Origin of the sequence: Micromonospora sp. WMMD998 (genome assembly GCF_029581235.1) — a bacterium.
GTDB lineage: Bacteria > Actinomycetota > Actinomycetes > Mycobacteriales > Micromonosporaceae > Micromonospora.
Genome location: NZ_CP120740.1, coordinates 5,752,334 through 5,765,351 on the forward strand (window position 1 = coordinate 5,752,334; position 13,018 = coordinate 5,765,351).

General features: G+C 72.7%; 15 protein-coding genes. 7 read left to right on the forward strand and 8 right to left on the reverse strand.

The genetic code is table 11. The annotated features are described in order from the left end of the window. Position 1: 1 nt before the first annotated feature. Complete coding sequence (locus tag O7619_RS25855; RefSeq protein ID WP_282283941.1) at positions 2–1,447, forward strand: alpha-amylase family glycosyl hydrolase; 1,446 nt, start codon at positions 2–4, stop codon at positions 1,445–1,447. Between the two features lie 67 nt (positions 1,448–1,514). After that, a complete protein-coding gene (locus O7619_RS25860; protein WP_282283942.1) occupies positions 1,515–2,393 on the forward strand; it encodes a L,D-transpeptidase family protein in 879 nt (292 codons plus the stop codon). Between the two features lie 79 nt (positions 2,394–2,472). Here O7619_RS25860 and O7619_RS25865 read toward each other — a convergent pair whose 3' ends face one another. From O7619_RS25865 to O7619_RS25885, 5 genes are all read right to left on the reverse strand, one after another. Continuing rightward, a complete protein-coding gene (locus O7619_RS25865) occupies positions 2,473–3,093 on the reverse strand; it encodes a response regulator transcription factor (protein WP_282283944.1) in 621 nt (206 codons plus the stop codon). Then, the gene (locus O7619_RS25870; RefSeq protein ID WP_282283946.1) at positions 3,090–4,235 is read right to left on the reverse strand and encodes a sensor histidine kinase; all 1,146 of its coding nucleotides are present in this window, start codon (positions 4,233–4,235) and stop codon (positions 3,090–3,092) included. The genes O7619_RS25865 and O7619_RS25870 overlap by 4 nt, the downstream gene beginning before the upstream one ends. Before the next feature lie 29 nt (positions 4,236–4,264). Further along, on the reverse strand, positions 4,265–5,071 hold the full coding sequence (locus O7619_RS25875; protein ID WP_282283947.1) for an ABC transporter permease: 807 nt from the start codon (positions 5,069–5,071) through the stop codon (positions 4,265–4,267). A gap of 15 nt (positions 5,072–5,086) precedes the next feature. Further along, positions 5,087–5,974: an ABC transporter ATP-binding protein gene (locus tag O7619_RS25880; RefSeq protein WP_282283948.1), complete on the reverse strand. Its 888-nt coding sequence runs from the start codon at positions 5,972–5,974 to the stop codon at positions 5,087–5,089. Between the two features lie 101 nt (positions 5,975–6,075). Beyond that, complete coding sequence (locus O7619_RS25885; protein WP_282283949.1) at positions 6,076–6,330, reverse strand: hypothetical protein; 255 nt, start codon at positions 6,328–6,330, stop codon at positions 6,076–6,078. Between the two features lie 257 nt (positions 6,331–6,587). Between O7619_RS25885 and O7619_RS25890 the strand changes: the two genes are divergently transcribed. Together O7619_RS25890 and O7619_RS25895 are read left to right on the forward strand one after the other, a co-directional pair. Beyond that, the gene (locus tag O7619_RS25890; RefSeq protein ID WP_282283950.1) at positions 6,588–7,424 is read left to right on the forward strand and encodes a helix-turn-helix transcriptional regulator; all 837 of its coding nucleotides are present in this window, start codon (positions 6,588–6,590) and stop codon (positions 7,422–7,424) included. A 13-nt stretch (positions 7,425–7,437) separates the two neighbouring features. Continuing rightward, the gene (locus tag O7619_RS25895; RefSeq protein ID WP_282283951.1) at positions 7,438–7,644 is read left to right on the forward strand and encodes a DUF397 domain-containing protein; all 207 of its coding nucleotides are present in this window, start codon (positions 7,438–7,440) and stop codon (positions 7,642–7,644) included. A 326-nt stretch (positions 7,645–7,970) separates the two neighbouring features. Here the strand turns inward: O7619_RS25895 and O7619_RS25900 are convergent, their stop codons facing one another. Further along, complete coding sequence (locus tag O7619_RS25900; protein WP_282283952.1) at positions 7,971–9,410, reverse strand: MFS transporter; 1,440 nt, start codon at positions 9,408–9,410, stop codon at positions 7,971–7,973. 105 nt (positions 9,411–9,515) lie between these two features. Here O7619_RS25900 and O7619_RS25905 point away from each other — a divergent pair, with 105 nt between their 5' ends. Beyond that, the gene (locus O7619_RS25905; RefSeq protein WP_282283953.1) at positions 9,516–10,259 is read left to right on the forward strand and encodes a TetR/AcrR family transcriptional regulator; all 744 of its coding nucleotides are present in this window, start codon (positions 9,516–9,518) and stop codon (positions 10,257–10,259) included. A gap of 8 nt (positions 10,260–10,267) precedes the next feature. After that, positions 10,268–11,125, forward strand: a complete 858-nt coding sequence (locus O7619_RS25910) for an alpha/beta fold hydrolase (RefSeq protein ID WP_282283954.1) — start codon at positions 10,268–10,270, stop codon at positions 11,123–11,125. A 42-nt stretch (positions 11,126–11,167) separates the two neighbouring features. Here the strand turns inward: O7619_RS25910 and O7619_RS25915 are convergent, their stop codons facing one another. Next, positions 11,168–11,419 carry a type II toxin-antitoxin system RelE/ParE family toxin gene (locus O7619_RS25915; RefSeq protein WP_282283955.1) on the reverse strand — a complete coding sequence of 84 codons (252 nt, stop codon included), beginning with the start codon at positions 11,417–11,419 and terminating at the stop codon, positions 11,168–11,170. Between the two features lie 26 nt (positions 11,420–11,445). Further along, positions 11,446–11,715: a type II toxin-antitoxin system prevent-host-death family antitoxin gene (locus O7619_RS25920; protein WP_282283957.1), complete on the reverse strand. Its 270-nt coding sequence runs from the start codon at positions 11,713–11,715 to the stop codon at positions 11,446–11,448. 109 nt (positions 11,716–11,824) lie between these two features. Here O7619_RS25920 and O7619_RS25925 point away from each other — a divergent pair, with 109 nt between their 5' ends. Next, a complete protein-coding gene (locus tag O7619_RS25925; RefSeq protein ID WP_282283959.1) occupies positions 11,825–12,964 on the forward strand; it encodes a site-2 protease family protein in 1,140 nt (379 codons plus the stop codon). Positions 12,965–13,018 lie beyond the last annotated feature (54 nt).

Sequence of the window (13,018 nt, forward strand, 5' to 3'; positions counted from 1 at the left end):
GATGCATCGACGCCGATGCCGCGCCGCCGCGCTCGCCCTGGGCGTGGCCGCGAGCCTGCTCGTCCCGACCACCGTGGCGGCACCCCCGGCCGCCGCCTCCCCCGCCGGCGGCAAGAAGGTCATCGTCCAGCTCTTCGAGTGGAACTGGACCTCGGTGGCCAGCGAGTGCACGAGCACGCTCGGCCCCGCCGGCTACGGCTACGTCCAGGTGTCCCCGCCGCAGGAACACGTGAACAGCAGCCCGTGGTGGGTGTCCTACCAGCCGGTCAGCTACCGGATCGAGTCCCGCAAGGGCACCCGCGCCCAGTTCCAGTCCATGGTCAACACCTGCCACAACGCCGGCGTCAAGGTGATCGTCGACGCGGTGGTCAACCACATGTCCGGCCAGGACAACGGCGGGACCGGGTGGGCCGGCACGTCGTACGGGCACTACACCTACCCGGGCACCTACTCCGCGGCGGACTTCCACTACTGCGGGCGCAACGGCACCAACGACATCGCCAACTACCACGACCGGTACGAGGTGCAGAACTGCGAGCTGGTGAACCTCGCCGACCTGAAGACCGAGTCGGACTACGTCCGCGGCCGGCTGGCCGCGTACCTCAACGACCTGCTCTCGCTCGGCGTCGACGGGTTCCGGCTGGACGGCAGCAAGCACATGCCGGCCGCCGACATCGCGGCGATCAAGGCCCGGCTGTCCCGCCCGGCCTACCTGGTGCAGGAGGTCATCTACGGCGCGGGTGAGCCGGTGCAGCCGACCGAGTACACCGGCAACGGCGACGTGCACGAGTTCCGCTACGGCAAGGACCTGGCCCGGATGTTCACCAGCGAGCGCCTGGCGTACCTGAGGACCTTCGGCGAGTCCTGGGGCTACCTGCCGGGCGGATCCGCGGTGGTCTTCACCGACAACCACGACACCCAGCGCGACGGCGGCGTGCTCACCTACCGCGACCGCGGCGAGTACGCGCTCGCCAACGCCTTCATGCTGGCCTGGCCGTACGGCACCCCGGCGGTGATGTCGAGCTTCACGTTCAGCAACAAGGACCAGGGCCCGCCCTCGGACGGCAGCAACCGGATCACCAACACCACCTGCTACTCCGGCTGGGAGTGCGAGCACCGCTGGCCGGTGATCGCCAACATGGTCGGCTTCCGCAACGCCACGGAGGGCGCGGCGGTCGCCAACTGGTACGACAACGGCTACCAGCACATCGCGTTCAGCCGGGCGGGCAAGGGCTACCTGACGCTCAACGACGAGGACTTCGCGATCAGCGGCCGGTCGTACTACACCGGGCTGCCGGCCGGGCGCTACTGCGACGTCGTCCACGGCACGTTCCGCAACGGCTCGTGCAGCGGGCCGGTGGTCACCGTGGACCCGTCCGGCTGGTTCGCCGCGACCGTCAACGCGCACGACGCGATCGCCATCCACGTCGGCGCGAAGCTGAGCTGACCCGGTCCGGAGGCCCCCGTACCGCAGTTCACGGCGCGGGGGCCTCCGGTCGGTTAAAGTCGTTTTCGTGCCTTTTGACCAGATTTCTGGGCGGCGACTGTCCGGCTGGCTGTTCGCCGCGCTCGGCGTACCGCTGCTGGTGGCCACCGCCCTGCTGGTCGGCCACGCCCTCACCGGCGCCCCGCCGCCCACGCCCGTCGTCGCCGGCCCGACCACCCCGGCGCCCGCCAGCCCGACGCCCGTGGAGTCCGTGCCACCCGCCGCGCCCGCGCCGGCCGACCTGCCGGTGGTCACCTACGATCCGGCGCCCCGCGGCTTCCCCGCCGACCCGTCCCCCGCCGACACCGGGCCGCTGCCCGAGGGGGTCCGACCGAACCGCAAGATCGCCGCGTACGACGCGCCCGGCGGCCGGCCGCTGGCGTTCCTCGCGCCGACCATCAGCGGCGTCCGGCTGACCGTGCCGATCGTGGAACGCCGGGTCGGCTGGACCGCGGTGCTGCTCCCCTCGGCCAACCGCACCATCGCCTGGCTGCCCGCCGGCGGCTGGACCACGGTGGTGCTACGCGACCAGATCGTGGTGGAACGCCGCACCCACCGGCTCACCTGGCGCCGGGACGGTCGGACGGTACACACCTGGCCGGTCAGCCTCGGCATGCCCGGTCAGCTCACCCCGCTCGGCCGCACCTTCGTGCTGGGCCGCACGCCGCCCCCGGAGGAGGTCTACGGCGGGGTCGACATCTTCGCGCTCGGCGCGATCCCCGACGACCCGGACGCGGTGCCCACCGGGCTGCGCGGCGCCCACATCGGACTGCACACCTGGTACAACGACGACACGCTCGGCGAGGACGTCACGAACGGCTGCATCCGGCTGACCCGCAGCGCCCAACGCCAACTCCTCGCCGAACTGGTCCCCGGCACCAGCTTCGTCGTCGTCGACCGCCTGTAAGGCGGGGGCCCCGCTTAACGCATTCGGTAGAGGCGGGGGCCCCGCTTAACAAGCACCTGTTAAGCGGGGCCCCCGCCTTTCACCCCAGCAGCCAGCCGTTGGCCTCGGCCAACCGGACCGCGTCGGCGCGGTTGCGAGCGCCGGTCTTGCCGATGGCCGCCGACAGATGGTTACGGACCGTGCCCTCGGACAGGTGCAGCGTCGCCGCCAGCTCGGCCACCGTGCCGCCGCCCCGGGCCGTCCGCAGCACCTCCGTCTCCCGCTCGGTGAGCGGGCTCGCCCCGGTCGCCAGCGTCTCGGCGGCAAGCGTCGGGTCGACCACCCGCAGGCCGGCGTGCACCCGGCGGACCGCGTCGGCGAGCTGCCGGGCCGGGGTGTCCTTGACCACGAACCCGTTCGCGCCCGCCTCCATCGCCCGGCGCAGGTAGCCGGGCCGGCCGAAGGTGGTCACCACGAGCACCCGGCAGCCGGGCAGCGCGGCCCGGAGCGCCGCCGTCGCCGCCACCCCGTCCAGGCCGGGCATCTCCACGTCGAGCAGCGCCACGTCGGGCCGGGTACGCCGTGCCTCCGGCACCACCTCGTCGCCGCGGCTCACCTCGGCCACCACGGTGAGGTCCGGCTCCAGCGACAGCAGCGCGGCCAGCGCGCCCCGGACCAGCGCCTGGTCGTCGGCGAGCAGCAGCCTGATCGGCTCGGTCACCCGCGTACCCTCCCGTTCGTCTCCGGCGCCGTGACCCGGAGCAGGAATCCGCGCCCGGGCGCCCGGGCGACGGTCACGGTGGCGTCGAGGCGATCCGCCCGCTCGCGCAGCCCGACCAGCCCGTGCCCGGTCGTCGGCGCCGCGCCGGCCGGCCCCCGGCCGTCGTCGCGCACCTCCACCGCCGCCGGTTCCACCCGGATGACGCACCGCCGCGCGCCGCTGTGCCGCACCACGTTCGTCACCCCCTCGCGGACCGCCCAGCCGAACAGCTCGTCCAGGTCCGCCGGCAGCGCCGGCACCGTCTCCGGCAGCTCCGCGGCGACGCCGGCGGCGGCCAGCGCCGACCGGGCGCCGGCCAACTCGGACGCCAGATCCACCCCGCGGTACGCCCCGACGGTGCCCCGCACGTCGGCGAGCGCCTCCCGGGCCAGCCGCTCCACGTCGGCGATCTCGGTGGCCGCCCGGGCCGGGTCCAACTCCAGCAGCCGGCCCGCCAGCTCGGCCTTCACCGCCACCACGGTCAGCGAGTGGCCGAGGATGTCGTGCAGGTCCCGGGCGGTACGGGCGCGTTCCTCGGCCACCGCGAGCCGGTGGATCTCCTGTTGCGCGGCCTGCAACTCGCCGTTGCGTTGGGCCAGCCGGCTCACCCCGAACATGGCGAACGAGGCGAGCAGCACCGCGAAGACGACCGTGCTCTCCGACTCCCAGCCGGGCACCAGGTGCGAGGCGACGGGTGGGGTCACCGCGGCCAGCACCACCACGATCAGGGACTCCACCGGCGGCAGCAGGAACACCGCGGCGGCGGCCACGAACACGAGCGTGGTCAGCCAGTCCCCGCCGGTGCCCGGGATGCCGACCAGGCCGAGCGCGAGCAGCAGCGCGAGCAGCAGCCGGGCCCGGCCGACCGGGGTCGGGAGGTGCCGCTGCCGGCGGGCCCGACCCCACTCGAAGATCAGCACGTACGCCACGCCGAAGGCGATCACGGAGCCGAGCCCGAGCAGCCGCCGCCACAGCTCCGGCTGGTGCAGCGCGGTGAGGAACGGGATGTTGAGGAAGAAGAGCCAGACCGCCGCCAGCAGCCAGCCGGTGAACCGCCAGTGGCGACGGTTCACCGGCCGGGCCGGGGCGTTCGGCGACGTCACGCCCACCACGCTAGTGCCCGCCGCCCCGGTCAGACCCGGGTGGTGTCGCGGCGGAACAGGCGGGCGGCGCCCAGACCGAAGAAGGCAGTCCAGGCGGCGACGTTGCCGACCGCCGCCCAGTCCACCCCGGTGCCGGTCAGCGGCGCGCGGGCGAGCTGACCGACCCCGTACACCGGGGTGAACGTGGCGATCTGCCGCATCACGTCGGGCAGCAGATCGAGCGGGACGAACAGGCCGCCGAGCATGGCCAGGATGGCCAGCGCCGGGCCCATGAACTGCATGACGTTCTCGGCCGGGGCGAGGTAGCCGACGAACAGGCCGAACGCGGCGAAGACGAGCGAGCCGATCCAGGCGGTCAGGCCGGACTCCACCCAGACGTGCGCCGGCAGCCGGACGCCGGAGGCGGCGCCGACCACGAACTCCACGAGTACGCCGGCCAGGCCGAGCACCATCGCGGTGGCCACCTTCGTCGCCACGTACGCGGCGGGGCGCAGCGGGGTCAACCGCAACTGCCGGCTCCACCCCAACGCCCGCTCGGTGGCCACGGCGGCGCCGGCGCTCGTGGTGGCCACCATGGCCGCGTACACGGCGAGGCTGATCATGATCCAGCCGGTGACCGGAAGGCCGTTGTCGAGCTTCTCGCCGCGCGAGGGCAGGCCGAAGAGGAGGAAGAACACCGCGGGCATGACCAGGATGAACATCAGCGTGCGGCGGTTGCGCAACACCCGGCGGATCTCGATGCCGAGTACGGCGGCGGAGAAGCCGCCCAGGGCGGGGGGTCGGCGGTCGGCCCGGACGGGCGTGGGCGAGGTGGACGTGGGCGACGTGGTGGTCATGGCGAGGGCTCCCGGTCAGGCGGCGGTCAGGGCGAGGAAGGCGTCCTCGAGGTTGCGTGAGGTGATCTCCAGGTCCCGGGCGTCGGTCCGGGTCAGCAGGTGCCGGGCGACGACGTCGGAGTCCTCGCTGTGCACGAGGATCGCGTCGCCGCGTACCTCGACGGACCGGACGCCGGGCAGCGCGGCGAGCGCGGCCTGGTCGGCGCCGGGCAGGGTGGCCCGGACGATCCGGCCGGCGGCCAGGTTCTTGATCTCGGCGGTGGTGCCGTCGGCGACCACCCGACCGGCCCGCACCAGCACGATCCGGTCCGCGTACGCATCGGCCTCGTCCAGGTAGTGGGTGGCGAACAGCACGGTCCGGCCGGAACGGGCGTCGGCCCGGATCGCCTGCCAGAAGTCGCGACGGCCCTCGACGTCCATGCCGGTGGTCGGCTCGTCCAGCAGCATCAGGTCCGGGTCGGGCAGCAGCGCCAGCGCGAACCGCAGCCGCTGCTGCTGGCCGCCGGAGCACTTGCCCACCGCCCGGTCGGCGATGTCGGCGATGCCGGCGCGTTCCAGCACCTCGGTCACCGGGCGGGTGTGGCCGTAGAAGTGCGCGGTCATCCGTACCGTCTCGGCGACGGTGAGGTCCTTGAGCAGGCCGCCGGTCTGCATCACGGCGGCGACCCGGCCGAGCCGGACGGCGTCGGTCGGGCTGCCGCCGAAGACGTGGACCGTGCCGGCGTCCGGGCGGGCCAGCCCGAGCAGCATGTCGACAGTGGTGGTCTTGCCGGCGCCGTTGGGCCCGAGGAAGGCCACCACCTCACCCGGGGTGATCCGCAGGCTGAGCCCGTCGACGGCGGTCACCGGGCCGAAGGTCTTGGTGAGTCCGGCCAGTTCGACGGCCGGTGCGGTGTCGGTCATGCCAACGATGCTCCGGCCTGCGGCGTCCTGGGCCTTGGCGCGGCCGTCACCTTCCGCCCGTGACATTTGTCAGGTGCCCCGGCGTGACGCACCGACGGCGGTCAGCGCACCCGGAACCGCCGTGCGCACGCGCCGTCGTGGTCGGGCCGGAGTCGGCAGCGCTGCCCGTCCCCCACCCGCCGGTCGCAGAAAACCCAGTGACGTACGTTCTGGTCGTCCTCCGGGGACACCGTGGTTCCGCCGGGCTCGGTCTGCGGCAGCACGTGCGTCCAGTGCGCGATCACCCGGGCCAGCCGCTGGGCGGACAGCAGGTCGTTCACGACGACCGGCAGGTGGATCACCCATCGTTCAGTCATGACGGGAGCCCCTCTCGTCGAGATTCGCCAATGGAAGGGCGGGTCCGCCGACCCGCCCCGCACCTGCGGACCCGCCCGGCACCTGCCACCGCAGCCTTCCTCGGCGGTACGGCAGCAGGGCAATTTCGGACCTACTCCTCCAGTCACCCAAGGGGAGAAAGTCCTCACTCATCGTGCACGGTTCAATCCCCTTACGCAACTCCCGATTTGGGACAGGGTCGTTGCGCATCACGCCCGGACACTCCACACTGGTCGGCATGACCGGAAGTCCGACCGTCCGTCGCCGACGACTCGCCGCCGCCCTCCGTCGACTTCGTGAGCAGACGGGGATGACGGCCGACCAGGCGGCAAAAGAGGTCGGCATCTCGAAGTCCGCCCTGAGCCGCATCGAGAACGCCCAGGTCTCCGTGATGCCGCCCGTGGCGCGAGGTCTCCTCGACCTCTACGGCGTGGAGGGCGACGAGATCGATGCGCTCGTGCAGGTGGCGCGGGACGCCCGCAAGCGCGGCTGGTGGCAGGCATACGACGACGTCCTGCCGGACTGGTTCGAGGTCTACGTCGGACTGGAGGCCGAGGCGTCAGAGATCCGCGCATTCCAGCCTCAGCTCATCCCCGGTCTGCTCCAGACCGCCGACTACGCCCGCGCGGTCGTCCGGGCCGAGCACCCGGACTCGCCCGACAACGAGATTGAGCGTCGCGTCGAGCTGCGGATGCGCCGCCAGTCCAACGAGTCGCCGCCGAACCTGTGGGTAGTGCTGGATGAAGCCGTCCTGCGACGGCCGGTCGGCGGCGCGGCAACGTTCAAGGCGCAGCTGCACCGGCTGGCCGAGGAAGCCGACCGTCCCGGCAACACCGTGCAGATCCTGACGTTCGCGGCCGGTGAGTACGGCTCGATGGGGAGCGCCTTCAGCCTGCTCGCCTTCCCGGAGCCGGCCGATCCGGGCGTCGTCTACGTCGAGACCCGCGCGGGTAGCCTCTACCTGGAGGGCCAACAGGTCAGGGAATACACGCGAGTCTTCGAGCATCTGGTCGCCACAGCAGCCGGTGCCCGCAGGTCGCGCGACCTGATCCGGGAGGCGATCAACCAGCTCTGAGGAGACGACCCGGGTGGACGAGACCAACCAGGCCGCGACGATCTGGCGGAAGAGCACCCGCAGCAACGGCTCCGGCGACTGCGTCGAGGTCGCCGACCGCCTCTCCGGCCAGGTCGGCGTGCGGGACAGTAAGAACGCGCACGGCCCAGTCCTCCTCTTCGACGGGCAGGCGTGGCGGAGCTTCCTTCGCGCTCTCCAGCAGGAACGTTCTGTCGACTGACACGCGCCGGCGCGGTGTGGTGAGAGAAGGATCAGCGCATGACTTCCACCGATTTCGACTCGAACGGCGAGCCACACACCCGGCCAACTCAGGCAGCCGGGCATGACACCTCCGCCAACGCGGTCCGGGCCGCGAGGGCCTTGGAGATGCGCCGCGAGTTCGCCGCGTGGCTCAAGAGCGGCGGCCTCCCGGATCTCACTGATGTGGCCCCCACCGCGTCAAAACGGCCGCCCGGCACAACCCTTGGTTAGTTCTCGCTGAGTGCGAACCGAACCAGTTAAGCGGGGCCCCTTCCTCTACCGGATCCGTTAACAAGGGCCCCTTCCTTACATCTCCTCGCGGGCTCGGCGGGGCAGCAGGAACGCGCCGGCCACGGTGACCAGCACCAGGCCCAGCTCCGCGACGAGCGTGACCCGCACCGCGTGCCCGACACCGCCCGACGCGGCGTCGAAGAAGATGGTGCCCAGGAGCGCCACCCCGAGCGCGCCGCCGAGTTGCTGGACGGCGGTGAGCGTGCCGGAGGCCGAGCCGGTCTCCTCCTCGTCCACGCCGGAGAGCACGATGTCGAAGAAGGGCGCCATCACCAGCCCCATCCCGAGGCCGACCGCCAGCAGCGCGGGCACCAGCCGCCACGGGGTGACGTCGTCACCGACCAGGCGCAGGGTGAGCAGCATCCCGGCGACGCCGGCCAGCACCACCACGAGGCCGAGGTGGATCAGCCGCCGGCCGAGACGCCGGGCGAGGCCCATGCCGGCCAGCGCGAACGCGAGCACCATGCCGAGCGCCTGCGGCACCGAGGCCAGGCCGGTGCGCAGCGGTGACCAGCCCAGGCCGAGCTGGAGATAGAGGCTGAAGACCAGCGAGAAGCCGGTGAGCGCGGTGAAGAACGCCAGGCCGGCGACCAGGCCGCCGGTGAAGGCGCGACGGCGGAACAGCGTCGGCACGACCAACGGGTCACGGCCCGCGCGCTGCCGGGCCCTCTCGTAGCGGACGAAGACCGCGAAGACCAGCGCCGCGCCGACCGGCATGGCGAGCGTCCAGCCGGGCCAGCCCAGTTCGCGGCCCTGCACCAGCGGGTAGACGAGCAGCACCGCGCCGAGCGAGACGAGCAGCACGCCGGGCAGGTCGAGCCGGGTGGCCCGGGACGCCCGGGACTCGGGCAGGAGGCAGAGCGCGCCGAGCGCGGCGAGCAGGCCGAGCGGCACGTTGATCAGGAAGATGGCCCGCCAGCCGGTGCCGGCCAGGTCGGCGTCGACGAGCCAGCCGGCGAGGATCGGGCCACCGACGGCGGAGAGCCCCATCACCGGGCCGAACGCGCCGAACGCGGCGGCCAGTTCCTCGCCCGAGAACATCTCCTTGATCAGGCCGAGCCCCTGCGGGAGGAGCAGGGCGCCGAAGAGGCCCTGCACGACGCGGGCGGTGATCAGCGTGCCCGGGCCGGCGGCGAGCGCGCACAGGGCCGAGGCGGCGGTGAATCCGAGCACCCCCACCAGGAACATGCGGCGGCGGCCGTAAAGGTCGCCGAGCCGGCCGCCGGTGACCAGGCCGACGGCCATGGCCAGCGTGTAGCCGGCGCCGAGCCACTGGATCAGGGCGGGCGCCCCGCCGAGATCGGCCCGGATGGCCGGGCCGGCGAGGTTGGTGACCAGCACGTCCAGCAGGTCCATCACCTCGGCGCTGAGGATCACCGCGAGCGCGATCCAGCGCCAGCGGTGACCGGTGCCGGGCGTCCCCGCCCGCTCCGGCGTCACGGTTTCAGTGGTCATGACTCCCCCGATCGGTCGAACAGTGTTCGTTGTCGAACACTGTTCTAGCAACGAACGGCGTTCGCAGCAAGTACGATGTTCGAGTCCCGACCGCCGGAGGTGCCCGTGAGCGACCAGCCCGCCCCGCCCTGGCGCACCCGCGCCCGCAGCCGGCCGGCCCCCCGCCAGCCGCTCAGCCAGCAGGCCGTGGTGGACGCCGCGCTCGCCCTGATCAGCCGGGAGGGCCTGGGGGCGCTGAGCATGCGGCGGGTGGCCCAGGAGCTGGGCACCGGGCCGGCGTCGCTCTACGCCCACGTCTCCGGCAAGGAGGAGTTGCTCGAACTGCTCGTCGACCGGGCCAGCGCCGACATCGTGGTCCCGGCGCCGGACCCGACCCGGTGGGCCGAGCAGATCCGTGAGGTGGCCTGGGCGGCGTACCGCGTCTACGCCACCCACACCAACCTGGCGCTCGCCTCGCTCGCCACCATCCCCACCGGCCCGAACGCGCTGCGCGTCACCGAGGGGATGCTGGAGATCCTGCTCGCCGGCGGCGTACCGCCCCAGCGGGCGGCCTGGTTCCTCGACCGGCTCTTCCTCTACATCGCCGGCGACGCCTACGAGGGCGCGCTCTACGCGGAGAAGGCCCGCGCCGCCGGGCAGGACCCGACGACCTGGTGGGCCAACCTGCACCGACAGCTCCGGGCCTACTACGAGGGCCTGTCGGCGTCGACGTACCCGCGCGTCCTGGGCCACCTGGACGAGCTGATGGCCGGCGCTGGCGACGAGCGCTTCGGCTTCGGCCTGGACCTGCTGATCGACGGGCTGGCCGCCAAGGCGCCGGTCGGGAGTGAGGGCCGCCGGGCCGGGTAACCCGCGCCATGGGCGTACCGACCGGACGTGTCGACACGATCGTGCTCATCCACGGTCTCTGGATGACCTCACGGAGCTGGGAGCACTGGGCCGACCGCTACGCGGCGCGCGGCTTCCGGGTGCTCACCCCGGCCTGGCCGGGCATGGACCGCGAGCCGGCGGAGCTGCGGGCCGACCCCGCGCCGATCGCCGGCCAGCGGATCACCGACATCGTCGACCACTACGCGGCGATCATCCGGGAGCTGCCCCGCCCGCCGATCGTCATGGGGCACTCGTTCGGCGGCCTGGTCGCCCAGTTGCTGCTGGACCGCCGGCTCGGCGCGGCAGTCGTCGGCGTGCACCCCGCGCCGGTCAAGGGCGTGCTCAAGCTGCCGCTGAGCACGCTGCGCTCCGGGTTCTCCATCCTGCACAACCCGGCCAACCGGCACCGCGCGGTGCCGTTCACCGCCGAGGACTTCCGGTACGCCTTCGGCAACACGCTCACCCGGGCGGAGTCGGACGCCGCCTGGGAGCGGTACGCCGTACCCGGCGCCGGCCACGTGCTGTTCGAGGGCTCGTTCGCCAACCTCGACCCGCACCCGGCCACCGAGATCGACCGCACGCGCGACGACCGCGCCCCGCTGCTGATCACCGCCGGCGGGGAGGACCACGTGATCCCGCCGTCGCTCGCCACCAGCCTGGCCAACCTCTACCGCGGCTCGACCGCGATCACCAGCTACCGGGAGTTCCCCGGCCGCTCGCACTTCGTCGGCGGCGAACCGGGCTGGGAGGAGGAGGCCGACTTCGCGCTGGAGTGGGCCGTCGAGGCGGCCAACGAGTTCTCCCCCACGGTCGTCAGCGAGTCGCCCCGCCGTGCCGCCGGATGAACGATGTCGCCGCCCCGACCCAACATCTGGCCGATATCACGATCAGAGCGTGTCGTAGACGTCGCCACGGTGGCCCAGGTGGATCACGAGGACGACCAGCGCACCGTCGCGGACGGTGTAGATGATGCGGTAGTCACCGACCCGGATCCGTAGCAGGCCGGGGTGACCGGTGAGCGCCTTGACACCAGCCGGGCGGGGCTCGGTGGCCAGCCCGGCGAGAGCGGCGACGAGGCGGGCCTGTACGGGCTTGTCGAGCTTGCGCAGCAGCTTGGCCGCGGCTCGATCGATCTGCACGGTAAAGACCTGCTCGGATGGCACGCTCACAGGCCCAGCTCGTCACGCAATGCACTGAGCGGGACAGGGGTGTCGCCGGCATCGATCCGAGCGAGGGCGTCGCGGGCCGCCGAGACGTCGGCAGCGTCCTCTGCTCGTTCGATCGCTTCGGCCAAATCGGCGGGGACGATGGCGGCCAAGCGCTGCCCCCGACGGGTTACGTAGGTGATCCGGCCGGCGTAGTGAGCACGGGACACCACATCCGCGAGGCTGTCGCGGGCATCGGAGATCGGAAGTTCGGCAGCGGGCTCACTCATGCTCTGATTGTACAGGCCGTACGAAACGTACGACTGCACACAGATCTCAAGCCATTCACACGGCTGCTGGGGCTGGTGTGTTGGTGGGTGGGGCGGGTATCACGGAGCGATGAGGGCGAGTTTCCGGCTGGGCAAGGTCGCGGGCGTGCCCGTCGGCGTCAACTGGAGTGTCCTGGTCATCTTCGTGCTGATCGCCTGGACGCTGTCGGCAAGCCTGTTCCCGCGCTCGTACCCCGGCCACTCCGCGGTCGCCTACGCCGCCGCCGGCCTGGCCGCCGCGGTGGTCTTCTTCCTCGGCCTGCTCGCCCACGAGGTGTCGCACGCGGTGGTGGCCAAGCGCAACGGCATCGAGGTCGAGGGGATCACGCTCTGGCTCTTCGGCGGCGTCGCCGAGTTGAAGGGCGAGGCGAAGGATCCGGGCGCCGAGCTGCGGATCGCCGGCGTCGGGCCGCTTGTCAGCCTGGTCATCGGCGTGGTGTTCGGCGCGATCGCGGTGGCGGTCGCGGTGGCCGGCGGGCACGGCCTGCTGCTCGGCGCGCTGTCCTGGCTGGCCGGCATCAACGTGCTGCTGGCGCTCTTCAACGTGCTGCCGGCCGCACCGCTGGACGGCGGGCGGCTGCTGCGCGCGGCGGTGTGGAAGGCCACCGGCGACCGGACCCGGGCGTCGGTGGTGGCCGCCGGCGCCGGCCGGGTGCTGGGCATCGTGCTGATCGGCCTCGGGTTGTGGCGGTTCCTGTCCGGCGCCGGCTTCGGCGGGCTCTGGCTGGCGCTGATCGGCTGGTTCCTGATCGGCGCGGCCGGCATGGAGGAGCGGCAGGCGCGGATGGGTGACGCGCTGCGCGGCATCCGGGTCGGGGACGTGATGACCCCGCAGCCGCAGACCGCGTCCGGCGACCTGACCGTGGCCGACTTCGTCGACCACTACCTCTTCGCGTACCGGCACTCGGCGTTGCCGCTGACCGAGAACGACCGGCCGGTCGGCCTGGTCACGCTCGACCGGGTACGCGGCGTCGCGACGGACCGCCGCCCGTCGACCACCCTGGCCGAGGTGTCCTGCCGGGCCGACGAACTGGTGCTGGCCCGCCCGGACGAGCAGCTCACCGACCTGCTCCCCCGGCTCAACGAGTGCACCGACGGCCGGGCCCTCGTGGTGGTCGACGACCGGTTGGTCGGGATCGTCTCACCGAGCGACATCAGCCGCGCGGTGCAGCGCGGCAGCATGCGCGCGCAGGCGCCCGCCGGCCGCTGACCCCGCGCCGCAACGCGACGGCCGCGCCTCGGCCGCGCCCGAACGCGGCGGCCC